22 protein-coding genes are annotated in these 24,790 nt (G+C 73.4%); 13 read left to right on the forward strand and 9 right to left on the reverse strand.

Translation table 11 applies throughout. The features are described from left to right. Positions 1 to 74: 74 nt before the first annotated feature. Genes ACU610_RS02355 through ACU610_RS02370 form a run of 4 tightly spaced genes read right to left on the reverse strand, consistent with a single transcriptional unit; the run spans position 75 to position 4,040 of the window. Positions 75 to 701, reverse strand: coding sequence for a LutC/YkgG family protein (locus ACU610_RS02355; RefSeq protein ID WP_446766113.1), 627 nt, complete (start codon positions 699 to 701; stop codon positions 75 to 77). Continuing rightward, the gene (locus tag ACU610_RS02360; protein WP_446766114.1) at positions 698 to 2,236 is read right to left on the reverse strand and encodes a LutB/LldF family L-lactate oxidation iron-sulfur protein; all 1,539 of its coding nucleotides are present in this window, start codon (positions 2,234 to 2,236) and stop codon (positions 698 to 700) included. Before ACU610_RS02360 ends, ACU610_RS02355 begins: the two co-directional genes overlap by 4 nt. Next, positions 2,233 to 3,030 carry a (Fe-S)-binding protein gene (locus ACU610_RS02365; protein WP_446766115.1) on the reverse strand — a complete coding sequence of 266 codons (798 nt, stop codon included), beginning with the start codon at positions 3,028 to 3,030 and terminating at the stop codon, positions 2,233 to 2,235. The genes ACU610_RS02360 and ACU610_RS02365 overlap by 4 nt, the downstream gene beginning before the upstream one ends. Then, positions 3,027 to 4,040, reverse strand: a complete 1,014-nt coding sequence (locus ACU610_RS02370) for a LacI family DNA-binding transcriptional regulator (protein WP_446766116.1) — start codon at positions 4,038 to 4,040, stop codon at positions 3,027 to 3,029. Before ACU610_RS02370 ends, ACU610_RS02365 begins: the two co-directional genes overlap by 4 nt. Before the next feature lie 213 nt (positions 4,041 to 4,253). On the opposite strand from ACU610_RS02370, the gene ACU610_RS02375 reads away from it, so the two are divergent. The 8 genes from ACU610_RS02375 to ACU610_RS02410 all read left to right on the forward strand — a co-directional run bounded on the left by ACU610_RS02375 (position 4,254) and on the right by ACU610_RS02410 (position 14,362). Continuing rightward, entirely contained in the window at positions 4,254 to 5,792 is a 1,539-nt protein-coding gene (locus tag ACU610_RS02375; protein ID WP_446766117.1) for a sugar ABC transporter ATP-binding protein, read from the forward strand. 59 nt (positions 5,793 to 5,851) lie between these two features. After that, positions 5,852 to 6,898 carry an ABC transporter permease gene (locus ACU610_RS02380; RefSeq protein WP_446766118.1) on the forward strand — a complete coding sequence of 349 codons (1,047 nt, stop codon included), beginning with the start codon at positions 5,852 to 5,854 and terminating at the stop codon, positions 6,896 to 6,898. Continuing rightward, positions 6,888 to 8,015: an ABC transporter permease gene (locus tag ACU610_RS02385; RefSeq protein WP_446766119.1), complete on the forward strand. Its 1,128-nt coding sequence runs from the start codon at positions 6,888 to 6,890 to the stop codon at positions 8,013 to 8,015. Before ACU610_RS02380 ends, ACU610_RS02385 begins: the two co-directional genes overlap by 11 nt. Further along, the gene (gene rhaS, locus ACU610_RS02390; protein ID WP_446766120.1) at positions 8,012 to 9,097 is read left to right on the forward strand and encodes a rhamnose ABC transporter substrate-binding protein; all 1,086 of its coding nucleotides are present in this window, start codon (positions 8,012 to 8,014) and stop codon (positions 9,095 to 9,097) included. The genes ACU610_RS02385 and rhaS overlap by 4 nt, the downstream gene beginning before the upstream one ends. Before the next feature lie 66 nt (positions 9,098 to 9,163). Then, complete coding sequence (locus tag ACU610_RS02395) at positions 9,164 to 9,523, forward strand: L-rhamnose mutarotase (RefSeq protein WP_446766121.1); 360 nt, start codon at positions 9,164 to 9,166, stop codon at positions 9,521 to 9,523. Next, positions 9,520 to 10,689, forward strand: coding sequence for an L-rhamnose isomerase (gene rhaI / locus ACU610_RS02400; RefSeq protein WP_446766122.1), 1,170 nt, complete (start codon positions 9,520 to 9,522; stop codon positions 10,687 to 10,689). The genes ACU610_RS02395 and rhaI overlap by 4 nt, the downstream gene beginning before the upstream one ends. A 93-nt stretch (positions 10,690 to 10,782) precedes the next feature. After that, positions 10,783 to 12,819, forward strand: a complete 2,037-nt coding sequence (locus tag ACU610_RS02405) for a bifunctional aldolase/short-chain dehydrogenase (RefSeq protein WP_446766123.1) — start codon at positions 10,783 to 10,785, stop codon at positions 12,817 to 12,819. Between the two features lie 73 nt (positions 12,820 to 12,892). Beyond that, positions 12,893 to 14,362: a rhamnulokinase gene (locus ACU610_RS02410; protein ID WP_446766124.1), complete on the forward strand. Its 1,470-nt coding sequence runs from the start codon at positions 12,893 to 12,895 to the stop codon at positions 14,360 to 14,362. Here the strand turns inward: ACU610_RS02410 and ACU610_RS02415 are convergent. Then, positions 14,359 to 14,928, reverse strand: a complete 570-nt coding sequence (locus tag ACU610_RS02415; protein ID WP_446766125.1) for a hypothetical protein — start codon at positions 14,926 to 14,928, stop codon at positions 14,359 to 14,361. The genes ACU610_RS02410 and ACU610_RS02415 overlap by 4 nt on opposite strands. A 34-nt stretch (positions 14,929 to 14,962) precedes the next feature. Then, on the reverse strand, positions 14,963 to 15,283 hold the full coding sequence (locus tag ACU610_RS02420) for a hypothetical protein (protein WP_446766126.1): 321 nt from the start codon (positions 15,281 to 15,283) through the stop codon (positions 14,963 to 14,965). Between the two features lie 89 nt (positions 15,284 to 15,372). Between ACU610_RS02420 and ilvA the strand changes: the two genes are divergently transcribed. Further along, positions 15,373 to 16,656, forward strand: coding sequence for a threonine ammonia-lyase IlvA (gene ilvA, locus ACU610_RS02425; RefSeq protein ID WP_446766127.1), 1,284 nt, complete (start codon positions 15,373 to 15,375; stop codon positions 16,654 to 16,656). 112 nt (positions 16,657 to 16,768) lie between these two features. Here the strand turns inward: ilvA and ACU610_RS02430 are convergent, their stop codons facing one another. The 3 genes from ACU610_RS02430 to ACU610_RS02440 form a co-directional block, all read right to left on the reverse strand. Further along, a complete protein-coding gene (locus tag ACU610_RS02430; protein ID WP_446766128.1) occupies positions 16,769 to 18,340 on the reverse strand; it encodes an alkaline phosphatase D family protein in 1,572 nt (523 codons plus the stop codon). Between the two features lie 136 nt (positions 18,341 to 18,476). Further along, positions 18,477 to 19,271: a phosphotransferase gene (locus ACU610_RS02435; protein WP_446766129.1), complete on the reverse strand. Its 795-nt coding sequence runs from the start codon at positions 19,269 to 19,271 to the stop codon at positions 18,477 to 18,479. Positions 19,272 to 19,312: 41 nt separating this feature from the next. Further along, positions 19,313 to 20,260: a sugar-binding transcriptional regulator gene (locus ACU610_RS02440; RefSeq protein ID WP_446766130.1), complete on the reverse strand. Its 948-nt coding sequence runs from the start codon at positions 20,258 to 20,260 to the stop codon at positions 19,313 to 19,315. 151 nt (positions 20,261 to 20,411) lie between these two features. Between ACU610_RS02440 and ACU610_RS02445 the strand changes: the two genes are divergently transcribed. The 4 genes from ACU610_RS02445 to ACU610_RS02460 all read left to right on the forward strand — a co-directional run bounded on the left by ACU610_RS02445 (position 20,412) and on the right by ACU610_RS02460 (position 24,760). Beyond that, the gene (locus ACU610_RS02445; RefSeq protein WP_446766131.1) at positions 20,412 to 21,779 is read left to right on the forward strand and encodes an ABC transporter substrate-binding protein; all 1,368 of its coding nucleotides are present in this window, start codon (positions 20,412 to 20,414) and stop codon (positions 21,777 to 21,779) included. 190 nt (positions 21,780 to 21,969) lie between these two features. Next, positions 21,970 to 22,803, forward strand: coding sequence for a carbohydrate ABC transporter permease (locus ACU610_RS02450; protein ID WP_446766132.1), 834 nt, complete (start codon positions 21,970 to 21,972; stop codon positions 22,801 to 22,803). After that, the gene (locus ACU610_RS02455) at positions 22,800 to 23,693 is read left to right on the forward strand and encodes a carbohydrate ABC transporter permease (protein WP_446766133.1); all 894 of its coding nucleotides are present in this window, start codon (positions 22,800 to 22,802) and stop codon (positions 23,691 to 23,693) included. Before ACU610_RS02450 ends, ACU610_RS02455 begins: the two co-directional genes overlap by 4 nt. After that, positions 23,690 to 24,760, forward strand: a complete 1,071-nt coding sequence (locus ACU610_RS02460) for an NAD(P)-dependent alcohol dehydrogenase (RefSeq protein ID WP_446766134.1) — start codon at positions 23,690 to 23,692, stop codon at positions 24,758 to 24,760. Before ACU610_RS02455 ends, ACU610_RS02460 begins: the two co-directional genes overlap by 4 nt. The last annotated feature ends 30 nt before the right edge of the window (positions 24,761 to 24,790 follow it).

Genomic DNA, 24,790 nt, shown 5'->3' on the forward strand with positions numbered 1-24,790 from the left:
CCGCACCAGCGCGCGTGCTGCAGGACCCGCGCGGGAGTGGCCGGGGAGCACCGCTGCGGTGCTCCCCGGCGCCGTCAGGCGACCAGCACCACGACCAGCGTCCGCGGGCCGTGCACGCCCTCGACCCGCTCCAGCTCGATGTCGCTGGTCGCCGAGGGGCCGCTGACCATCGTCAGCGGCGCGTTCGGGTCCAGCCGGCGCAGCGCCTCGGGCACGCCGCCCACGACCTGCCCGGCCTCCACCACGCAGACCAGGCAGTCGGGCAGCAGCGAGACGGCCCGCCGTCCGGACACCGGACCGCCGTCGAGCACGAGCGTGCCGGTCTCCGCGATCGCCACGGCCACCCCGGTCAGCGTGGCGGCGAACGCGGCGAGCTCGACGGCGGGGCGGCCGTCGTCCTCGGTGGCGCCATCCGGCCGCCACGCGGCCGGCACCCCCGGGGCCACGACGACCGACGCCGGGTCCCAGCCGGGACCCAGCCCGGTGTCGAGGGCGGCGGCGACGGTGGCCCCCACCTCGTCCGGGCCGCAGTGCAGCACCGAGGCCTTGTAGTCCTCGAGCCGGTCGACGAGGACCTCGCGCAGCTGCTCGGCCGAGCGCTCGTCGGTCGTGCGGTAGTCGCGGGGGACCACCACGTCGGGACGGCGCTCGCCGAGCGCGGTGCGGATCCGGCCGAGCACCTCCTCGCGCGCGCCGGTCACGACCGACCCCCGTGCTCCCGCGCCCAGGCCTGGGTGAAGGTCTCCCGCGGCGGGGCGGGCAGGTCGCGGCTGCGGGTCCACTTCGAGGCCGGTGGTGGGAGCACCGGCGGCATCGTCGGCCTCCCACCGGCGAGGAACCGGCCGAGACCGGCGGCCCGCTGGGTCAGCCGCCACAGCCGCGGGTGTGACATCGCCGTGGACAGCGCCTTGAAGGCCACTGCTTCCGGCGTCGTCCTCTCCTGCGCCTCGACGTGCTCGCCGCGCAGGTGCACCAGGATGGAGGGGATGTCGATGGCCACCGGGCAGACCTCGTAGCAGGCGCCGCACAGCGAGGAGGCGTACGGCAGCGAGGCGTTGTCCTCGACCCCGGTGAGCTGTGGGGAGAGGACGGCGCCGATGGGTCCCGGGTACACCGAGCCGTAGGAGTGCCCGCCGGTGCGCTCGTACACCGGGCAGACGTTGAGGCAGGCCGAGCAGCGGATGCAGTGCAGCGCCTCGCGGCCCACCTCGTCGGCGAGCACCGCCGTCCGCCCGTTGTCGAGCAGCACGAGGTGGAACTCCTGCGGGCCGTCGCCGGGGGTCACGCCGGTCCACATCGAGGTGTAGGGGTTCATCCGCTCCCCGGTGGAGGAGCGGGGCAGCAGCTGCAGGAAGACCTCGAGGTCCCGCCAGGTCGGCACCAGCTTCTCGATGCCCATGACGGTGATCAGCGTCTGCGGCAGCGTCAGGCACATCCGGCCGTTGCCCTCGCTCTCGACGACGGCGAGGGTGCCGGTCTCGGCGACGGCGAAGTTGGCGCCGCTGATCGCCACCTTGGCCCGCAGGAACCGCTCGCGCAGGTGCGTGCGCGCGGCCATGGCCAGCCGGCGCGGCTCGTCGGGGAGGTCGCGATCGGCACCGGGTCCCTGGAACTGCGGCATGGTGCGCAGGAAGATCTCGCGGATCTCGGCGCGGTTCTTGTGGATCGCCGGCACCAGGATGTGGCTGGGCGCGTCGTCCCCGAGCTGCACGATCAGCTCGGCGAGGTCGGTCTCGTGCGCGGTGATGCCGGCGGCCTCGAGCGCCTCGTTGAGGCCGATCTCCTGGGTGGCCATCGACTTGACCTTGACGACCTCGTCGGTGCCGGTGGCCTGCACCAACCGGGTGACGATCGCGTTGGCCTCCTCGGCGTCGCGCGCCCAGTGCACCGTGCCGCCGCGGGCGGTCACCTGGCGTTCGAGCTCCACCAGGTGCTCGTCGAGGCGGGCCATGGTGGTGGTCTTCAGCGCCTTGCCGGCCTGGCGCAGCTGCTCCCAGTCGGGCACCTCGCCGACGACCCGGGCGCGCTTGCCGCGGATGGTCGTGGTGGCGTGGCCGAGGTTGGCGCGCAGCTGGCCGTCGCGCAGCGCGTCGCGGGCGGCGTCCGGGAAGGGCCGGTCGCCGCGCAGGTGGCCGACCCCGCGGGGTGCGGTGGGCAGGCCGAGGAACGTCGTCCCGGACCGGGGCGCGCCCGGGGCCAGCGGTGTGGGTCCGGTGCGCTCGGGAGCGGTGGTCATGCCGTCGCCACCGGGGTGGTGGGGCGGGGGAGTGATGGCTTCGTGGTCTGGTGCGGGCTCACGGCGTCCTCCGTCGAGGCCAGGATCTCGGCCAGGTGCACGGTGCGCGTCCCCGACCGCAGCCGGGAGAGCCCACCGCCGATGTGCATGAGGCAGGAGGCGTCACCGGCGGTGCACACCTCCGCGTGGGTGGACAGGACGTTGGCCATCTTGTCGGTCAGCATCGCCGTCGAGGTGTCGGAGTTCTTGATCGAGAAGGTGCCCCCGAAGCCGCAGCACTGCTCGGCGGCCGGCAGCTCGACCAGCTCCAGCCCGCGCACCGCGCGCAGCAGCTGCAGCGGCCGGTCGCCGACCCGGAGCAGCCGCAGCGAGTGGCAGGTCGGGTGGTAGGTGACCCGGTGCGGGTAGTAGGCGCCCACGTCGGTCACCCCGAGGACGTCGACGAGGAACTGCGAGAGCTCGTAGGTGCGCTCGGCCAGGGCCTCGGCCTCGGCGGCCAGCTCGTCCTCGCCGGCCCGCCGCAGCACCATGGCCTGCTGGTGGTGGATCGAGGCCACGCACGACCCGGACGGCGACACGACCGCCTCCGCACCGGCGAAGGCGCGCACGTGGTTGGCCACGATCGGCACCGCCTCGCGGCGGTAGCCGGTGTTGACGTGCATCTGCCCGCAGCAGGCCTGCCCGGCCGGGACGACGACCTCGTGACCGAGCCGCTCCAGCAGCCTCGCCGTGGCCATCGCGACCTGCGGCGCCACCGTGTCCACCAGACACGTGGCGAACAGCGCCACCCTCATGCCGCTCCCTCCCGATCGGCCGCGACGTCGCGGCGCACCATGCTCGACTCCCGGACCACGAGGACCGGCTCGAACACCGGCTGCTCGTGCCGGTGTCCCTCCCGACCCTCGTCCAGCAACAGCTCCGCCGCGCGCCGGCCGAGCTCCTGCCGCGGCTTGCGCACCGAGCTCAGGGGGACGGCGGCGGCCGCGGCGAAGTCGATGTCGTCGTATCCCACGATGGCGAAGTCCCCGGGCACCGGGACCCCGTGCCGCACCATCTCCTGCAGCACGCCCAGGGCGAGCAGGTCGTTGGCGCAGACGGCGGCCGTGGGACGGCGGGACGCCGGCAGGCCGATGACCCGGGCGGCGGCCTCGCGCCCGCCGGCGACGCTGAGCTCGTCGGGGGACAGGACGGTCAGCTCGGCGTCGGGGACCTCGCGCACCGCCGAGACCACGCCGGCGTGCCGCTCCTGGATCTGGGGGAGGGCGGCGTGCCCGCCCACGAAGGCGATCCGCCGGTGCCCGCGCTCGAGCAGGTGCTCGGCGGCGAGCCGGCCGCCGAGGACGTCGTCGGTCGCGACGGCGCACTGGTGCGGGTTCGGCGCGCGCCGGTCGACCAGCACGACGGGGACGCCGCGGTCGCGGAGGGCGTCCAACTGGGGGGTCAGCTCCGCCGTCGGGGTGATGAGGACCCCGTGCACCCGTTGCTCGGCGAGCAGGCCCAGGTGCGCGGCCTCCTTCTCCGGGCGGTCGTCGGAGTTGCACAGGACCATCGCGAGGCCTGCGGCGTTGACGACGTCCTCGACCCCACGGGCGACGTCGGTGAAGAAGGGGTTGGCCATGTCGAGCACGACCAGGCCGACGGTGCGGCTGGAGCCCGCGCGCAGCTGACGAGCCGACTCGTTGCGCACGAAGCCGAGGGCGGCGATCGCGTCGAGCACCTTGGTACGGGTGGCCTCGCTGACCACGTCGGGCCGGTTGAGGACGTTGCTCACCGTGCCGACCGACACCCCGGCCCGGCCGGCCACATCGCGGATGCTCGCACTCAGGGCCCCTCCTCGGTCGAGGTCCAGTGTGGCGGACCACATCGTCCGGTACCGCGTGAAACGTGTCAACGGCGTGCTGGGCCGGTCCCGACGAGGCGACGGGCCGGGCACGCACGTGGTCGTTGACACACTCCGGCCCCCTCCGTATGGTCTGCGCCACATTGCCTGTGAATCGTTTCACGGAAGGTGGTCCACATGGACCAGACGCCGCGGATCCCCGCGCCGGGAGCGGTCGTGCTCGCCCTCGACGACGTGAGCAAGTCCTTCGGCGCGGTCGCTGCCCTGCGCAGTGCGCACCTGGAGCTGCGTGCGGGGGAGGCCCACGCGCTGGTCGGCGAGAACGGGGCCGGCAAGTCGACGCTGGTGAAGGTCCTGGCCGGCGTGCACGGCCCGGACAGCGGCCGCGTGCTCCTCGACGGGCGGCCCGTGCACCTGGACAGCCCGGCCGCGGCCCGCGCAGCCGGCATCGCGGTCATCTACCAGGAGCCGACGCTGTTCCCCGACCTCTCGGTCGCGGAGAACATCTTCATGGGGCGCCAGCCGCTGAGTTCCGGACGGCGGATCGACCGCAGGGAGCTGCACGCCCGCTGCGCGGCACTGTTCGAGCGGCTCGGGGTCCGGCTGGACCCCGAGCGCCCCGCGCGCGGGCTCTCCATCGCCGACCAGCAGATGGTCGAGATCGCCAAGGCGCTGTCCTTCGACGCCCGCGTGCTGGTCATGGACGAGCCGACCGCGGCGCTCTCCGGCGTCGAGGTCGAACGGCTGTTCACCGTCGCCCGCTCGCTGCGGGACGGCGGCGCCGCCGTGCTGTTCATCTCGCACCGGTTCGAGGAGGTCTTCGACCTCTGCGACCGGATCACCGTCATGCGCGACGGCCAGTGGGTGTCCACCGACCCGACGGCCGAGCTCACCGTCGACCAGGTGGTCCGCCGCATGGTCGGCAGGGACGTCTCCTCGCTGTTCCCGAAGATCGACGTCGAGCCCGGGGAGGTGGTCCTGTCGGTCCGCGGGCTGACCCGCCGGGGCGTCTTCTCCGACGTCTCCTTCGACGTCCGCGCCGGCGAGATCGTCGCGCTGGCCGGCCTGGTCGGCGCCGGCCGCAGCGAGGTGGTCCGCGCGGTCTTCGGCGTCGATCCCTACGACGAGGGCAGTGTGGAGGTGGCCGGCCGCCCGCTGCGTCCCGGTCGACCCGCCGCCGCGATGGCTGCCGGCATCGCCCTGGTGCCCGAGGACCGTCGCCAGCAGGGCCTGGTCATGGAGCTCTCGGTCGAGCGCAACGCCACGCTGACCCGGCGCTGGCAACTGGCGAGGGGCGGCCTGCTCTCGTCCCGCGCGGAGCGCGCCACGGCCGCCGAGTGGTCGAGGAAGCTGCAGGTCAAGGCAGGCAAGCTGGCCGACCCGGTGTCCACGCTCTCCGGCGGCAACCAACAGAAGGTCGTGCTCGCCAAGTGGCTGTCGACCGACCCCAAGGTGCTGATCGTCGACGAGCCGACCCGCGGCATCGACGTCGGCACCAAGGCGGAGGTGCACCGGCTGCTCTCCCAGCTCGCCGCCGACGGCCTGGCCGTCGTCATGGTCTCCAGCGAACTGCCGGAGGTGCTCGGCATGGCCGACCGCGTCCTCGTCATGCACGAGGGCCGCCTCGTCGACGACATCCCCCGTGCCCGCGCCGACGAGGACAGCGTCATGCTCGCGGCCACCGGGCAGGGCGGCCGGACGGCGGTGGCGCCGTGAGCGAGCGTGCGAGCTCACGCATGGACACAGCAGCACGTGCGAGCGAAGCGAGCACGACCGTGCCCGCCCCTCCCACCGCGCCGGCAGCCGAGCGCGCCGGTCGCGGCGCCGCCCTGGTGCACCGGCTGGTCGTCGTCCGCGAGCTGGGCATCCTCGCCGCGCTGCTGCTGCTCGTGGTCGTCACGGTGGCCGCCAACCCGCGCTTCCTCTCGGCGCAGAACCTGCGCGACCTGCTGATCTCGGCGTCCATCCTCACGGTCCTGGCAGCGGGGCAGACGGTCGTGATCATCACCCGCAACGTCGACCTCTCGGTCGGCTCGACGCTGGGGCTGTCGGCCTACGCGACCGGCACCCTGCTGGTCGCCGCCCCCGGGACACCGGTGGTGCTGGCCGTCCTCGCCGGCATCGCGGTCGGCGCGCTGTGCGGCCTGCTCAACGGGGTGATCGTCGCGGTGGCCAAGGTGCCGTCGCTGGTGGTCACGCTGGGGACGCTGTACGCCATCCGCGGGCTGGACTCGCTGTGGGCGAGCCAGAGCGGCCGGCTGCAGATCAACGCCGCCGACCTCCCCTCGGGGTTCAAGGCCATCGCCGGCGCACGGGTCCTCGGCGTCCCGGTGCTGTTCCTCGTCGCCGTCCTCGTGGTCGTGGCGGTCGGGTACCACCTGCGCACCTACCGCAGCGGCCGGGAGCTCTACGGCATCGGCAGCGACCCGGAGGCGGCCCGGCTGTCGGGCATCCCGGTCGGCCGGCGCGTGCTGGCCGCCTTCGTGGTCAGCGGCGCGCTGGCCGGGCTGGCCGGGGTCATGTACGCCGCCCGCTTCCAGACCCTGGATGCCACCGCCGGCACCGGCCAGGAGCTCTTCGTCGTCGCGGCCGCCGTCGTCGGTGGCGTGGCGATCTTCGGCGGCAGCGGCTCGGTCTACGGCGCGGCGCTGGGTGCGCTGCTGCTCACCACCATCGGCGCGGCGCTGCCACAGCTGGGGCTCAACCCGTTCTGGCGGGAGGCCGCCGTCGGCGCGCTGATCCTCGCCGCCATCGTGCTCGACCGGTCGCTGTCCCTGCGGCTGGCCCGCCGCCTCCGAGGGAGGAACCTCCGTGGCAGTTGACACCACCCCCGCCACCCCGGCCGGTCAGGCGTCGGCGCAGCGGCCGGGGACGGGGTCCCGGCTGCGCCTGCTCGGCAGCGGCGACGCGGTGATCACCGGCGTGCTGGTGCTGTTCCTGATCGTCGCGGCGCTCACCGTCGACGGCTTCGCCTCGGCCCGCAACACCGGCTTCCTGCTGCTGGACGTCGTGGTCATCGTGCTGATCGCGCTGCCGCTGACCCTCGTCATCGTCACCGGCGAGATCGACCTGTCGGTGGCCAGCACGGTGGGCCTGTCCAGCGCGGTCATGGGTCAGCTGTGGTTCGCCGGGCTGCCGCTGGAGACGATCATCCCGCTGTGCCTGCTGCTGGGCGCGGTGCTCGGCGCGGTCAACGGCTTCCTGGTGACCCGGCTGGGGCTGCCCTCGCTCGCGGTCACCATCGGCACCCTGGCCCTCTACCGCGGGCTGGCCTTCGTCGTCCTCGGTGACCGGGCGGTCGCGGACTTCCCGCGGTCCTGGACCACCTGGGCGATCAGCAGCATCGGCGGCACCGGCATCCCGGTGGTGGTCGTCCCGCTGCTGGTCCTCGTCCTCGTCACCGCGGTCGTGCTGCACGCGACCCCGATCGGCCGGTCGCTGTACGCCATGGGCAACAGCGAGGACGCCGCCCGCTTCAGCGGCATCGACGTCGCCCGTACCAAGGCCTGGCTGTTCGTCGTCACCGGCGTGGTCAGCGCGCTGGGCGGCGTCTACTGGACCCTGCGGTACGGCAGCGCCCGCGCCGACAACGCCCAGGGCCTGGAGCTGCAGGTCATCGCGGCGATCCTGCTGGGCGGGGTGTCGATCTTCGGCGGCCGCGGCGGGCTGCTCGGCGTCCTCGCCGGCGCCCTGCTGCTGGGCTCGGTGCGCAACGCGCTGCAGTTGGAGAACGTGCCCGCCGACGTCCTGAACATCGTCACCGGCGGACTGCTCGTCGTCGCCGTCGTCGCTCCGCAGGTCGCCGGATGGGTCCGTGGTCGGACCCGCGCCCGGCCCGGCGGCCCCCCGAGCGCACCACCCGCGCGTCCAGCCCCGGACCCGCGCCCATCGACCGACCCGGCTCCCCAGGTGCCGGCTGACCAGAGAGGGAACCGATGACCAGCTTCCTGACCCGCCGCCGCCTGCAGGGCGCGGTGACCGGGGTCGCCGTGGCCGCCATGGTGCTCACCACCGCCGCGTGCGGTGGCACCACCCGCGGGGAGGAGGAGACCACCTCCGACGGCGGCGGCGCGGCCGCCAGCGCAAACCCGGACGCCGAGATCCCCGCCGACCTGGCGGTGGGCTTCCTGCCCAAGCAGGTCAACAACCCGTACTTCTCGGTGGCCTCCGCCGGCGCCGAGGCCGCGACCGGCGAGTTCAACGGCCAGTACACCGAGACCGGTCCCTCGGAGGCCAGCGCCTCGTCCCAGGTGAGCTACATCAACACGCTCAGCCAGCAGGGCACCGACGTCATCCTGACCTCCGCCAACGACCCGAACGCCATCTGCAGCGCCCTGGACCAGGCGCGGACGGCCGGCTCGAGCGTGGTCACCTTCGACTCCGACACCGACCCGGAGTGCCGCGACGTCTTCATCAACCAGGCGACCACGGAGGGCATCGCCCAGACCCAGGTCGACCTCATCGCCGAGCAGATCGGCGGCGCCGGCCAGGTGGCGATCCTGTCGGCGACGGCGAACGCCACGAACCAGAACACCTGGATCGCGGAGATGCAGGAGTACGCCTCCTCGAAGTACCCCGACATCGAGTTCGTGGCCACCGTCTACGGCGACGACGAGGACGAGAAGTCCTTCCAGGAGACCCAGGGTCTGCTGCAGACGTACCCCGACCTCGCCGGGATCATCTCGCCGACCACCGTCGGCATCGCCGCCGCGGCCCGCTACCTGTCCGGCTCGGAGTTCAAGGGCCAGGTGGCGCTGACCGGCCTGGGGACGCCCAACCAGATGCGCGAGTACGTCAAGGACGGCACGGTGCAGTCCTTCGCGCTCTGGAACCCCGAGGACCTGGGCTACCTGGCCGCCTACGCCGGCGCCGCGCTCGCCGCGGGCCAGATCACCGGCGCCGAGGGGGAGACCTTCGAGGCCGGTGAGCTGGGCCAGTTCACCGTCGGGGCCGACGGCGTCGTCGTCCTCGGTGACCCGACCGTCTTCAACGCCGAGAACATCGACGACTTCGACTTCTGACGTCGTCCCCCTGCCGCCGCCGGCACCGGCAGCGGCAGGGGACCCACCCGAGAGGACCGGCACCCCGTGCCCCGCGTCTGCTTCACCCTCCAGGTCCGGCCCGACCGGCTGGCCGAGTACCGGGAACGCCACGCCACCGTCTGGCCGGAGATGCTCTGCGCGCTGCGCGACGCCGGCTGGCACGACTACCAGCTCTTCCTGCGCGAGGACGGCCTGCTCGTCGGCGTCGTGGAGACCGACGACCTCGCCGCCGCGCAGGCGGCCGTGGACGCCACCGAGGTGAGCGCCCGCTGGGAGGCGGAGATGGCCCCGTTCTTCGCGACCGGCGACGGCCGCGGCAAGTCCACGCTCGACCTCGTCTTCGACCTCGACGCCCAGCTCAGGGCGGCGGGAGAAGCGACCGCACCCACAGGAGCCCGACCGTGACCGAGCACCGCACCCGCGCCCTCGCCGCGCTGGCCGAGCAGACCATCGAGCTGCCCTCCTGGGCGTTCGGCAACTCCGGCACCCGGTTCAAGGTGTTCGGCCAGCCCGGCGTCGCCCGCGACCCGTTCGAGAAGCTCGAGGACGCCGCCCAGGTGCACCGCTACACCGGTGCCGCCCCGCGGGTGTCGCTGCACATCCCGTGGGACCTGGTCGACGACTACGGCAAGCTCGCCGCGCACGCCGCCGACCTGGGCGTCTCGATCGGGGCGATCAACTCCAACCTGTTCCAGGACGACGAGTACAAGCTCGGCTCGCTGACCTCCGCCGACCCCGCGATCCGCCGCCGGGCCGTCGAGCACCACGCGCAGTGCATCGAGGTCATGCGCCAGACCGGCTCGACCGACCTGAAGATCTGGCTGCCCGACGGCACCAACTACCCGGGCCAGGACGACCTGCGCGCCCGCCAGGACCGGCTCGCCGACTCCCTGCAGCAGGTCTACGCGATGCTCGACCCGCAGCACCGGATCCTGCTCGAGTACAAGTTCTTCGAGCCCTACTTCTACGCGATGGACATCCCCGACTGGGGCACCTCGCTGGTGCACTGCCTGGCCCTGGGCGAGCAGGCGACCGTCGTGCTCGACACCGGCCACCACGCGCCGGGCACCAACATCGAGTTCATCGTCATGCAGCTCCTGCGGGTGGGCCGGCTGGGCGCGTTCGACTTCAACTCGCGCAACTACGCCGACGACGACCTCATCGTCGGCTCGGCCGACCCCTTCCAGCTGTTCCGGATCATGAACGAGATCGTCGCCCAGGACGCCCACCGTCCCGAGTCGGGCGTCAACTTCATGCTCGACCAGTGCCACAACATCGAGCCCAAGATCCCCGGCCAGATCCGCTCGGTGATGAACGTCCAGGAGGCCACGGCCAAGGCGCTGCTGGTCGACCGCGCCGCGCTGCGCGAGGCGCAGCTCGCCGGTGACGTGCTCGGCGCCCACGGCGTGCTGATGGACGCCTACTCCACCGACGTCCGCCCCCTGCTGGCCGAGCTGCGCGCGTCGAAGGGCCTGGCCCCCGACCCGTACGCCGCCTACGCCCGCTCCGGCCACCAGGAGCGCATCGCCCGCGAGCGCGTCGGCGGCCAGCAGGCCGGCTGGGGCGCCTGAAGAAGGACCCTGCTGCCCCCACTCGCTCCGCTCGCGGCGGGCCCCTGCAGCAGGGCCGCGCGACTCACGACAGCCTCGGAAGGACCAGACATCATGACCAATTCCGTGGTCAGTGACCTGCTCGCCCGCTCCAACCGGCTGGGCGCCGATCCGCGCAACACCAACTACGCCGGCGGCAACACCTCCGCCAAGGGCACCGAGACAGACCCGGTGACCGGGCAGCCGGTCGAGCTGGTCTGGGTCAAGGGCTCCGGCGGCGACCTGGGCACCCTGACCGAGTCAGGCCTCGCCGTCCTGCGGCTGGACCGCCTGCGCTCGCTGGTCGACGTCTACCCGGGCGTCGAGCGCGAGGACGAGATGGTCGCCGCCTTCGACTTCTGCCTGCACGGCCGGGGCGGCGCGGCGCCGTCCATCGACACCGCGATGCACGGGCTGGTCGAGGCCGCGCACGTGGACCACCTGCACCCCGACTCCGGCATCGCGCTGGCCACCGCCGCGGACGGTGAGGCGCTGACCCGCGAGTGCTTCGGCGACAGCGTCGTCTGGGTGCCGTGGCGCCGTCCCGGCTTCCAGCTCGGCCTGGACATCGCCGAGATCAAGGAGAAGAACCCGCAGGCCATCGGCTGCATCCTCGGGGGCCACGGGATCACCGCGTGGGGCGAGACCGGCGAGCAGTGCGAGGCCAACAGCCTGGAGATCATCCGGACGGCGGAGCGGTTCCTCGCCGAGCGCGGCACGGCCGAGCCCTTCGGCGCCGTCGTCCCCGGCTTCGAGGCGCTGCCCGAGGCCGAGCGCCGCCGCAGGGCCGCCGCACTCGCCCCGGTGGTTCGCGGGCTGGCCAGCACGGACCGGCCGCAGGTCGGGCACTTCACCGACTCCGACGTGGTCCTGGAGTTCCTGTCGCGGGAGAAGCTGCGGCCCCTGGCGGCACTGGGCACCTCGTGTCCGGACCACTTCCTGCGCACCAAGGTGCGCCCGCTGGTCGTCGACCTGCCGGCCACGGCACCGCTGGAGGACGTCGTCGCGCGGCTGCGCGAACTGCACGAGGAGTACCGCGCCGAGTACGCCGCCTACTACTCGCGGCACGCGACCCCGGACAGCCCGCCCATGCGCGGCGCCGACCCGGCGATCGTGCTGGTGCCGGGCGTCGGCATGTTCAGCTTCGGCGCGAACAAGCAGACCGCCCGGGTGGCCGGCGAGTTCTACGTCAACGCGATCAACGTGATGCGCGGCGCCGAGGCGGTCTCCACCTACGCGCCGATCGACGAGCGCGAGAAGTTCCGCATCGAGTACTGGGCGCTGGAGGAGGCCAAGCTCCAGCGGATGCCGAGGCCCAAGCCGCTGGCCACCCGCGTCGCCCTGGTCACCGGCGCAGCGAGCGGCATCGGCAAGGCCATCGCGCACCGCCTGGCGGCCGAGGGGGCCTGCGTCGTCGCCGCCGACCTCGACCTGCAGAAGGCGGCCGACGCCGCGGCCGAGATCGGCGGCACCGACGTCGCGGTGGGGGTGGCCGCCGACGTGTCCGACGCCGACGCGGTGGCCGAGGCGTTCCGGTCGGCGGTGCTGGCCTTCGGCGGGGTGGACCTGGTGGTCAACAACGCCGGGCTGTCGATCTCCAAGCCGCTGCTGGAGACCACCGAGCGCGACTGGGACCTGCAGCACGACGTCATGGCCAAGGGCAGCTTCCTCGTCTCCCGCGAGGCGGCCCGGATCATGATCGAGCAGGGGATGGGCGGGGACATCGTCTACATCTCCAGCAAGAACTCGCTGTTCGCCGGGCCGAACAACATCGCCTACGGCGCCACCAAGGCCGACCAGGCCCACCAGGTGCGCCTGCTGGCCGCCGAGCTCGGCCCCCACCAGATCCGGGTCAACGGCATCAACCCCGACGGCGTCGTCCGCGGCTCGGGCATCTTCGCCGGCGGCTGGGGCGCCTCCCGCGCCGCGGTCTACGGCGTCCCGGAGGAGAAGCTGGGGGAGTTCTACGCCCAGCGGACCCTGCTCAAGCGCGAGGTGCTGCCCGACCACGTGGCCGACGCCGTCTTCGCGCTGACCGGCGGCGACCTCACCCGGACGACCGGCCTGCACGTCCCGGTCGACTCCGGCGTCGCGGCGGCATTCCTGCGATGACGTACGAACACGACGAGCGAGTGAGCATCGCAGCGAGGAACGAGCGAGGAGCGGAGCGAGCCGGAGTCGAGCCATGAGCGAGGAGCTGACCCTCGCGGCCGTCGATCTGGGCGCGTCCAGCGGCCGGGTGATGGCCGCGCGGGTCGGCCCGGACCGGCTCGACCTCACCGAGGTGCACCGGTTCCCCAACCGGCCGGTGCGGGCCGGCGGCATCCTGCAGTGGGACGTCCTGGGCCTGTACGCGGGCGTCCTCGACGGGCTGCGTGCCACCGGCCGCGACGTGGGACGGGTCGACGGGATCGGGATCGACAGTTGGGCGGTCGACGTCGGCCTGCTCGACGCCGACGGTGCGCTGCTGGGCAACCCGGTGCACTACCGGGACGCCCGGCACGAGACGGGGGTGCCGGGGGTGCACGCCGTCGTCCCACCCGAGGAGCTGTACCGGGTCAACGGCCTCCAACACCTGCCGTTCAACACGGTCTTCCAGCTGGCTGCCGCCCGCGGCAGCGCCCGGATGACCGCGGCCCGGACGGCGCTCATGGTCCCCGACCTGCTGGCGCACTGGCTCACCGGCGCGGTCGGCGCGGAGGTCACCAACGCCTCGACCACCGGGCTGCTGGACGCGACGACCCGGGAGTGGTCGTGGGAGCTGGTCGACCGGCTCTGGTTCGACCGCGGCCTGTTCCCGCCGCTGCGGCAGCCGGGCGAGCGGCTGGGTGAGCTGACCGCCGACGTCCTGGCCGAGACCGGGCTCACCGGGCCGGTGCCGGTCGTCGCCGTCGGGTCGCACGACACCGCCTCGGCCGTCGTCGGTGTCCCGGCGGCGACCGAGAGGTTCGCCTACGTCTCCTGCGGCACCTGGTCGCTGGTCGGCGTGGAGCTGGAGAAGCCGGTGCTCACCGAGGCCAGCCGGGCCGCCGGGTTCACCAACGAACTGGGCGTGGACGGCACGGTCCGGTACCTGCGCAACGTCATGGGACTGTGGCTGCTGCAGGAGTCGCAGCGCACCTGGACGGCGCAGGGGGTGCTGGCCGACCTGCCCGACCTGCTCACCGCCGCGGCCGGGGTGCCGGCCTTCACGGCGCTGGTCGATCCCGACGACCCGCACTTCCTGCCGCCCGGCGACATGCCGGCGCGGATCGCACAGGCCTGCGCGGAGACCGGGCAGCCCGTGCCGCGCACGCCGGCCGAGACCGTGCGCTGCATCCTCGACAGCCTCGCGCTGGCCTACCGCAGGACCGTCCGCCGGGCGGCCGAGCTGTCCGGGCGCGAGATCGAGGTGGTGCACCTGGTCGGCGGGGGAGCGCGGAACACCCTGCTCTGCCGGCTCACCGCGGACGCCTGCGGGCTGCCGGTCCTCGCCGGGCCGGTGGAGGCCGCCGCGCTGGGCAACGTCCTGGTCCAGGCCCGCGGGCTGGGCGTGCTCTCCGGCGGGCTGCCGGAGCTGCGCGCGCTGCTGCGGCAGACCCAAGACGCGCAGCTCTACCTGCCGACGCCGGGCTCGGGCGCCGCCTGGGACGCCGCGGAGGGGCGGCTGGGCTAGGCGCGATCGCGCCGGCGCTCGATCGCGTCGAGCACCGTCTTGCGGCCCTTGCCCAGCTCGCGTTCGGCCCGCTCGGCGCGGTCGAGCTGGGAGTCGCCGCTCATCGCCGACACGCGCCTGCGCGCCTCGGCCGCGTCGACGTCGAGGAGCTCGGCGGCCTTGCGGGCCTCCCTGGCCGCGTCGGTGTCGGCCACGTGCTGCGCGTCGCCGCTCCGCTTCCGCCGGTCGGTGGCCTCCCTCTCGTCGTCGCTGAGCAGTTGCCAGGCGGCGTCGGGCAGGTAGCGCCGGGTCCCGTCGGCGCCGCGGGCGCGGTCGCCGCCGTCCGCGGTGTGCCACTCCTGCTCGGTCCACTCCCGCAGGTGCTCCTGGGACTCGGTGCGCTCGCCCTCGTGCCGGTAGCCGCCGCCGTGCGCCTCGTACTCGTGCGCGAGCAGCTGGCTCTTGCGGGCGCTCCACTGCCCCGGCTGCCCGCCGCGGTCGCCCGCCTTGATCTCCTCCTTGAGCCGGGCACGCAGCTCCGGGTCCGTGTAGTCCGCCGCGTAGTCCTCCGCCGACTTCCCGCTCATGGCCGCCGGGGTACCCGTGGTGTAGCGACTCCACTCACCGTCGCTCGGGACCGCCCGGCCCGGTGAGCACGCTCGTCACCGCGGGGGAGGGGCGCAGCTCCACGGGGCGGCCGGCGAGCTCGGCGGCCTCGACGTGGTCGAGCAGCAGCCGCACGCCGGGCTCGGACAGCGCGGTCACCGAGCGGGCGTCGATGCGGTCGATGCGCGCCGGCTCGCGGCCGTAGCGCCGCCAGAACGCGTCGACGGCGGCGGCGTCGACCGCGCCGGCCAGGCAGAGCAGCCGCCCCCCGGTGGTGTTCAGCAGGCGGACGACGCCGCGCCGGCTCGCGGGGCTGTCGGGCGTCTCCGGGCTCACCGCCCCAGTGTGCGTCGACCGGTGGTGACCGGCCTCCGGTGCCGCGGGGACCCGGGCGTGGTCGGTCGTCCGTCGCGGAGGATGGTGGCGTGGAGAACACCGTCGACGTCGCACGTGCCGGGACGGCGGGGCGCCTGGGCGCCGAGGTGGAGGCGGCCGCCCGCCGGCTGGCCGGGGTGGTCGAGCGGACGCCGCTGCAGCGCAACGCGCGGCTGTCGCAGGCGACCGGGGCCGACATCTGGGTCAAGCGCGAGGACCTGCAGGTCGGCCGGTCCTACAAGATCCGCGGCGCCTACAACACGATCAGCCAGCTCGACGCCGCCCGGCAGGCCGCCGGCGTCGTGTGCGCCAGCGCCGGCAACCACGGGCAGGGCGTCGCCTACGCCTGCCGGGCGCTGGGGGTGCGCGGCGCGGTCGTCGTCCCGGGGACGACGCCGCGGCAGAAGCGCGACCGCATCGCGGCGCTCGGCGGGGAGATGGTCGACCTGGTGGTCACCGGCGACACCTACGACGAGGCCGCGGCCGCCGCGCTGGCCCACGCGCGGGACACCGGCGCGACGCTGGTTCCCGCCTTCGACGCCCTCACCACCGTGGTCGGGCAGGGGACCGTGGCCCTGGAGGTCCTCGAGCAGCTGCCCGCCCCGCCGGACGTCGTCGTCCTCCCCGTCGGCGGCGGTGGCCTGCTGGCCGGCTGCGCGACGTGGCTGCGGCAGCACAGCCCCGGCACCCGCATCATCGGTGTCGAGCCGGCCGGGGCGGCGAGCATGGCCGCGGCGCTGGCGGCCGGGGAGCCGGTGGAGCTGCCGCAGCTGGACACGTTCGTCGACGGCGCGGCCGTCCGCCGGGTCGGCGCGGTGACGTTCCCGCTCGTGCGCGACTCGGGTGCGGAGCTGGTCGCCGTGCCCGAGGGCCAGATCTGCACCGAGATGCTGGACCTCTACCAGGTGGACGGCGTCATCGCCGAGCCCGCCGGGGCGCTGGCGACCGCCGCGCTGACCGGCGGGCTGGTGCCGGTCGAGCCGGGGCAGACGGTGGTCTGCCTGCTGTCGGGCGGCAACAACGACGTCAGCCGCTACGGCGAGGTGGTGGAGCGCTCGCTGGTGCACCGCGGCCTCAAGCACTACTTCCTCATCGAGTTCCCGCAGGAGCCCGGCGCGCTGCGGCGCTTCCTCGACGAGGTGCTCGGCCCCGACGACGACATCGTGCTGTTCGAGTACGTCAAGCGCGACAACCGCGAGACCGGCGCCGCGCTCACCGGCATCGAGCTCGGCAGCGCGGCGGACTTCGCGACGCTGATGGCCCGGATCGAGGCCAGCCCTCTGCGCATCCAGCACGTCGCTCCGGGGACGACGGCCTACCGCTTCCTCGTCTGACCGTGAGGGCCCGTCAGCTCCGGTCGATGCGCGCGGCCAGGACCTGCGGTCGGACCCCCTCCTCGGCGGCGACCTCGGTGACCAGCGCGGCGGGACGCGCAGGAGCAGGCACTCAGGACGGCGTCAGGTCGGTGCGGTGCAGCACCCGGCCGCCGACGTCCCGCAGCTGCACGGTCATCACGCCGCTGTCGCCGTCGATGCGGACGTGCCCGAGGAACTGCGAGGAGTCGTTGGGCTCCTCGCCCGCCCGCGCCCCGGTCCGCGAGAAGACCACCCGGGGGCCGAAGGTGCCGTCGAGCTCGGTGGGGCCGAACGTGCCGGCGTGCAGCGGTCCGGACACGAACTCCCAGAAGGGGTCGAAGTCGTCGAAGGCGGCGCGGTCGGGGGAGTAGTGGTGCGCGGCGGTGTAGTGGACGTCGGCGGTCAGCCAGACGACGTTGCGGACGCCGTGCCGCTTGAGGTCCGACAGCAGCCGGGCGAGCTCCAGCTCGCGGCCCGCGGGCCGGCCGGGGTCGCGGTTGGCGATGCCCTCCTGGGCGACCTCCCCGTCGGGCACGACCAGCCCGATGGGCATGTCGGAGGCGACCACCTTCCACAGCGCCCGCGACGTCCGCAGCTGCCGGCCGACCCGGGCCAGCTGGTCCTCGCCGAGGATCCGGGTGCCCGGCCCCTCCGCGGCCAGGTTGTCGGTGTTCGGGCCTCGGTGGGTGCGCAGGTCGAGGGCGACGACGTCCACGAGCGGCCCGTACGGCAGCACGCGCTGCACCCGGGCGCCACCGATCGGGGTGTACTCGCGGAAGGCCCGGCGCGCGCGGGCGGCGAGGGTGTCGACGTCCGTCACGGTGTACCGCTCGTCGGTGAGGACCTCGCCGGGGTACCAGTTGTCGGTGACCTCGTGGTCGTCCCACTGGACCAGCAGCGGCACCTCGGCGGCCAGTCCGCGCACGTTGGCGTCGAGCAGGTTGTAGCGGTACTGCCCCCGGTACTCGTCGAGCGTCTCGGCGACCTTGCTCTTCTCCGGCGTGACGAGGTTGCGCCACACCCGGCCGTCGGGCAGCGCGACCCGCTCCTGCAGCGGCCCGTCGGCGTAGACGTTGTCGCCGGAGTGGACGAAGAAGTCCGGCTGCAGACGGCGGACCGCCTCGAACCCGGTCATGCCGCCGCTGTCGGGGTTGATGCCCCAGCCCTGCCCGGCGACGTCCCCGGACCAGGCGAGGGTGACGTCCCGGCGGTCGCACGGCGCCGTGCGCAGCCGGCCGACCACCGGCTCGCTGCGCTGCCCGTCCCCGTCGAAGTGCACCCGGTAGAACAGCTCCGTGCCGGACGGCAGGCCGGCGAGGCGCACCTTCCCGGTGTGGTCGGTGTCCGGTCCCACGTCCACCCGCCACCGTCCGCGGGGACGGCGGAAGTCGGCCGTCGCCGCGACCTCCACCAGCATCCGGGCCGGGCGGTCGGTCTTGGACCACACCACCGCCGAGCACCCGGTGACGTCGCCGCTCTGCACGCCCCAGCGCACCTCGGGCCGGGACCGCACCAGCCCCGGCGTGCCGAACGCCACGGGTGCCGACCCGCCGAGGGCACCCAGGCCGATCCCGGCACCGAGGACGGCCGCGCCCTGCAGCAGTCGGCGGCGGGACAGTCCGGCCGCGGCCGGGCCGGGGAGGGCGTCGGGGGAGTGGGACACGGAGCGCTCCTTCCTCAAGGTGTCGGGTCGGGACCCACGCTGCTGTCCGGGGCGGGCACCGGGACGACGCGCCCGTGCACGGGCCGCGAGCACCTTGTGGACACGGGGACGCCTGCTCATCCCGCCCGGGGGGCTGTCAGAGGAGTGCCTCCCGCAGCCGGTCGGCGTTGTCGGCGTACCACCGGCGGGCCCGCTCGGCCCGGTCCTGCGCCCCGCCGACCAGGTACTCAGAGAACGCGGCGTGGCCGTTCGCGGCCGCGGTGCCGACGACGTCGTAGCACCAGTCGTGGTTGCGCAGAACCGCCCGGACGACGGCCTCCCGCTCGCCGCGGTCGAGGCCGTAGCTGTCGACGAGGAGCCGGAACCGCTCGACCGCCCGTCCGCGCCGGGTGTCGACGATGTCGGTGTCGGGCCGCAGCGGTGCCCACAGCCGCGCCGCGCAGGCGACGTCCCAGATCCGGGAGCCGGGGCTGGCGAGGTCGAAGTCGATCAGCGCGACGGCACGCCCGCCGCGGAAGACGACGTTGTCCAGGTTCACGTCGTTGTGGCTGACCAGCCCGCCGGCGAAGGGCGCCGGCGGTGAGGGCGGCCAGGTGTGGGCCGTCTGGTCGAAGGTGCTCACCGCGCGGTGGTAGTCGCGGAGCAACTGGGCGACGCTCACGAGCGCGTCGTCGGTGAGGGCCCACGCGGGATAGGGCGGGGTGATGGCCGTGCCCGGCACGTACGAGAGGACCTCGCGCCCGTGCTCGTCCACGCCGAGGAACCGGGGCGCGCCGGCGAACCCGACGTCCGCCAGGTGGCACAGCAGGGCGTGGGTGGCCGGACTCGTGGCGCGCTGCGGCCGGCGGACGGTGTCGCCGACGCGGACGACCTGGCCGCGGTTGGCGGTGCCGCCGTGGAGGAGGACCTCGGGTTCGCTTTCCCTGGGCATCGGCCTCCCTCAGGTCGTCGGCGGCCGGTCGGCGCCGACGCTCACCGCTCCAGGGCGGCGTGGGCCAGGGCCGTGTGGGTCACGATGCCACCCACCAGACCGCTGCGGAGCGCGGCGCGGACAGCGGAGCCCTTCCCCTCGCCGTAGGGGATGACGATCACCTCGGGGATGGCCCGCATCTGCTCGGCGGTGATGCCGATCATGCGTTCGGACAGTTCCGTCCTGATCGGCTCGCCGTCGGCCGAGAGGAACACCCCCGACACGTCGGCGCAGACCCCGAGCCGGTGGAGTGCCGCGCGGTCGTCCTCGGACAGGGCGTCGTGCAGGGTGGACTGGCCGGGCTCCCACAGCCCGACCCCGGCCACGGCCTTCGTCACGAGGGGCAGCTGGGCGAAGGCGCGCGCCACCTCGGGCTGCCCCCGCAGCGCCCGTGCGGTGGCCGCATCGGGGACCGTGAACGGCGCGTAGAACACGTGCGCCGCGCCGCCGGACGCGCTGGCCACCTCCCGGACGACGTCCACCGAGGTGTCGGGGCCACCCGGGATCGAGAGCGCTCCGGTGAGCTGGACGACCGGCGTCCCCGGTAGCGGCGGCAGCGCCCGGGCCATCGCGCTCACCGCCCGGGCCCAGGCGAGACCCAGCACGTCCTGCGGCGTGATGATCTCCGCGAGCAGTCGGGCCGCCGCCCGCCCGAGGTGACCGCGGAGGGAGTCGGCGTCGTCGTCGGGAGTGTCGACGACGACCGAGTGCTGCAGCCCGAACCGGTCCTGCAGCCGCGCCGACAGGTCCACGTCGATCTCGCCCTGGTGGCGGATCTCGATGCGCACCAGTCCGCTCGCGCGCGCCGCGTCGAGCAGCCGGGCGACCTTGAAGCGGCTGAGGCCGAACTCCTCGGCGATCTCGACCTTCGACCGGCCGTCGAGGTAGTACCGCCGCGCGACCGATGCCGTGAGGACGACCCGGGCCGGGCCGTCGTCCACCTCTGCCATGTGTCACCTCTGCTCAGATGAGCGTTCCGCTGCTCACTATGACACAGCTCTTGACGGACTCGGGTGCCAGCATGAGACTCACCTCACACACATCTGAGACCTTTTTCGCTCATATGAGCGCCCGGTGGTCGGCCTCAGGGAGGACTGCATCGTGCACAGACACGTGCGACCGGCACTCGCCGCCGCGACGGCGACCGCACTGGCCGTGGGCGTCGGCGGGTGCGCCGGCTGGGGCGGGGGTCCCGCTGCCGGTGGGGAGGACACCATCAACGTGCTGATGGTCAACAACCCGCAGATGGTCGACCTGCAACAGCTGACCGCCGAGCACTTCACCGCCGAGACCGGTATCACGGTGAACTACACGGTCCTGCCCGAGAACGACGTCCGGGACAAGATCAGTCAGGAGTTCTCCAGTCAGGCCGGGCAGTATGACGTCGCGACGCTGAGCAACTTCGAGATCCCCATCTATGCCCGAAGCGAGTGGATCGCCCCGCTGGACGACTACGTCGCCGCCGACGCCGAGTTCGACCAGGACGACATCCTGGCCCCCATGACCGCGTCCCTGTCCGGGGACGACGGGCGGCTCTACGGCGAGCCGTTCTACGGCGAGTCGTCCTTCCTCATGTACCGCACCGACGTCCTGGAGGCCGCCGGTATCGAGATGCCGGCCAACCCCACCTGGCAGCAGGTCGCGGACATCGCCGCGCAGGTCGACGGCGCCGAGCCGGGGATGGCCGGGATCTGCCTGCGCGGCCAGCCCGGCTGGGGCCAGCTGTTCGCACCGCTCACCACGGTGGTCAACACTTTCGGGGGCACCTGGTTCACCGAGGACTGGCAGCCCGGCGTCGACAGCCCGGAGTTCCGCGAGGCCACCCAGTTCTACGTCGACCTGGTCCGCGAGCACGGCGAGGTCGGTGCCCCGCAGGCCGGCTTCACCGAGTGCCTCAACAACCTCATCCAAGGCAACGCCGCGATGTGGTACGACGCGACCTCGGCCGCCGGGTCCCTCGAGGCCGCCGACTCCCCGGTGAAGGGCAAGATCGGCTACGTCGCCGCCCCCGTGGTCGAGACCGACAGCTCGGGCTGGCTGTACGCCTGGTCCTGGAGCATCCAGCAGGCGAGCGCCAAGAAGGACGCCGCCTGGGAGTTCATCTCCTGGGCCTCCAGCGCGGAGTACGAGCAGCTCGTGGGCGAGGAGCTCGGCTGGTCCAAGGTCCCTGCGGGCAAGCGGGCGTCGACGTACGAGAACCCGGACTACCTGGCCGAGGCGTCGGCGTTCGCCGCGCCCACGCTGGCGGCCATCCAGGCCGCCGACCCCAACGACCCGGGCGTGCAGCCCCGTCCGGCGCCGGGGATCCAGTTCATCGGCATCCCGGAGTTCCCGGACCTGGCCACCCAGGTGTCCCAGGACGTCAGCTCCGCTATCGCCGGCCGGACGACGGTGGACGAGGCGCTCCAGCGGGGACAGCAGCTCGCCGAGGACGTGGCCGAGCGCTACCGGGAGCGGGAGTCGAAGTGACCGAGCCGGCAGCACGACACCAGGGGAAGGCAGCGGGATGAGCACGACTCTCGAGACCAGCCGCGGGCGCGGTCAGCAACCGCCCCCACCGCCTCCGGCGCCGCCCACGCCGTCGCCGGGGGGAGCGCTCCGCCGGTCCGCCGACTGGGCTCGGCGCGCACCACTGCTACCGGCCCTGATCTTCACCATCGTGGTGACCCAGCTGCCGTTCGTGGTCACGCTGATCGTCTCGTTCATGGACTGGAACGCCTACTACCCCGACGAGCGCGGCTTCGCCGGGTTCGGCAACTACGCGAGCGTGCTGACCGACGTCAACATGCGCCAGGCCATCCTCACCACGGTCATCCTCACCGCGGTCGTCGTCCTGGTGAGCCTGCTGCTGGGGATGGTCATCGCGCTGCTGCTGGACCGGCAGTTCCGCGGCCGCAGCGCGGTGCGCACCATGATGATCACGCCGTTCCTCATCGTCCCGGTCGCCGCGGCGCTGCTGTGGAAGCACGCGCTGTTCAACCCCGAGTACGGCCTGCTCAACGGCACGCTCACCGCGATCTGGCGGCTGTTCGGCTCCGACAATGCGCCGCAGCCGGACTGGATCACCATGGCGCCACTGGTCTCGGTCGAGGTCGCCCTCATCTGGCAGTGGACGCCGTTCATGATGCTGATCCTGCTGGCGGGGCTGCAGAGCCGGCCGCTGGACGTCATCGAGGCGGCGCGCATCGACGGCGCGAGCAGCTGGCAGATCTTCCGCTACATGACCTTCCCGCACCTGCGCCGCTACCTGGAGCTGGGCGGGCTGCTGGGGTCGATCTACATCGTGCAGAACTTCGACGCGGTCTTCACGATCACCTCGGGCGGGCTCGGCACGGCGAACCTGCCGTACGTGATCTACCAGACCTTCTACCAGGCCCACGACTACGGCCGGGCGTCCGCCGCCGGCGTCGTGGTCGTCATCGGCACGATCGTCATCGCCACGCTGGCGCTGCGGACGGTGTCAACGCTGTTCCAGGAGGAGAACGCGCGATGAGCTCCGTCACCGACGTCGCACCGGTCCCCGCCACCCGCACGCCCGAGGGCGAGCCCCGCCGGCCGCGCAAGCCGCGGTCCGGGGCCCTGCTGGGGGTGGCCGCTTGGCTGATCGGCTTCCTCTTCGTCGTTCCCGTGCTGTGGATGGTGCTCACGTCGTTCCACAGTGAGGAGGACGCCGCCACCAACCCACCATCGGTCTTCGCCCCGCTGACCACGGAGGGCTACCAGTCCTTCTTCGGCGTGGGCACCGGCACGAGTCCCTGGCCGTCGCTGCTCAACTCCCTGACGGCCAGCGTCGTCTCCACGATCATCGTGCTGGTGCTGGCCATCCCGGCCGCCTACGCGCTGTCGATCAAGCCGGTCCGCAAGTGGACCGACGTCATGTTCTTCTTCCTCTCCACCCGGATGCTGCCGATCGTGGCCGGGCTGCTGCCCATCTACCTGTTCGCCCAGTGGAGCGGCCTGCTGGACAACATCTGGCTGCTGATCGTGCTGTACACGGCCATGAACCTGCCGATCGCGGTGTGGATGATGCGCTCGTTCCTCGCCGAGGTCCCGGTCGAGATCCTCGAAGCGGCGTCGATGGACGGCGCGGGGCTCCTGCTGACCCTCCGGCAGGTCGTGGCGCCCATCGTCCTGCCGGGCATCGCCGCGACCTCGCTGATCTGCTTCATCTTCAGCTGGAACGAGCTGCTGCTGGCCCGGACCCTGACGGGCACTGTGGCCGGGACCGCGCCGGTGTACCTGACCGGCTTCGTGACCAGCCAGGGGCTGTTCCTCGCCCAGGTCTGCGCGGCCTCGTTCGTGGTGTCACTCCCGGTGCTCGTCGCCGGCTTCGCCGCCCAGGACAAGCTGGTGCAGGGGCTGTCGCTGGGAGCGGTCAAGTGAGCGCGGCGACCGGGACGGTCCCGGGGACCGAGGACCTCCGTTCGGCGGCCACCATGCGGGCCGCGGTCCTGCGCGGGCCCGGCGACGTGGTGGTCGAGGAGCGGCCCGTCCCGCAGCCGGGACCCGGCGAGGTGGTGGTCCGCGTCGCCTCGGTCGGGGTCTGCGGGTCGGACACGCACTACTACGACCACGGGCGCATCGGTCGGTTCGTCGTCGAGTCCCCGCTCGTGCTGGGTCACGAGGCGGCGGGCGAGGTGGCCGCACTCGGCCCCGGTGCCACCGCGCTGACCGTCGGCCAGCGGGTGTCGGTCGAGCCGGGCGTCCCGGACCTGACCTGCCCGCAGTGCCTGGCCGGGCGCTACAACCTCTGTCCGGCGATGCGGTTCTTCGCGACCCCGCCGATCGACGGGGCCTTCGCCGAGTACGTCGTCGTCCACGGAGCCTTCGCCCACCCGGTCCCCGACACGATCAGCGACGATGCCGCCGCGCTGATGGAGCCCCTGTCGGTCGGCATCTGGGCCTGCCGCAAGGGCCGGGTGGGTGCCGGGTCCCGGGTGCTGGTCACCGGGGCCGGACCGATAGGGCTGGTCGGCGTCCAGGCCGCGCTGGCCTTCGGCGCCACCGAGGTCGTGGTGTCCGACGTCAACCCCGCGCGGCTGTCCCTCGCCCGTGACCTCGGTGCCACCGACGTCGTCGACGCCCGGACCGCCCGCGTCACGGACCTGCCGCGCCCGCCCGAGGTGCTGCTGGAGTGCTCCGGTCACCCGGCGGCAACCGGGGAGGCCATCCGCGCCCTCGACCGGGCGGGCCGGGCGGTGCTCGTCGGCATGGGCGGCGACGAGCTGGCCCTGCCGCTGTCGGTGGTGCAGGAGCGCGAGCTCGAGATCACCGGCACCTTCCGCTACGCCGGGACCTGGCCGACGGCGATCGCGCTGGTCGCGGCCGGACGGATCGACCTCGACCGCCTGGTCACCGGCACCTACCGCCTGGACCAGGCCGAGGACGCGCTGACGGCCGGCCGCCGCGACCCACAGGCGGTCAAGGTCGTCGTCCACCCCCAGCTCTGACGCCCGTCCCTCCAGCCCCCTCCGAGAAGG

The organism is Geodermatophilus sp. URMC 61, from assembly GCF_052931555.1.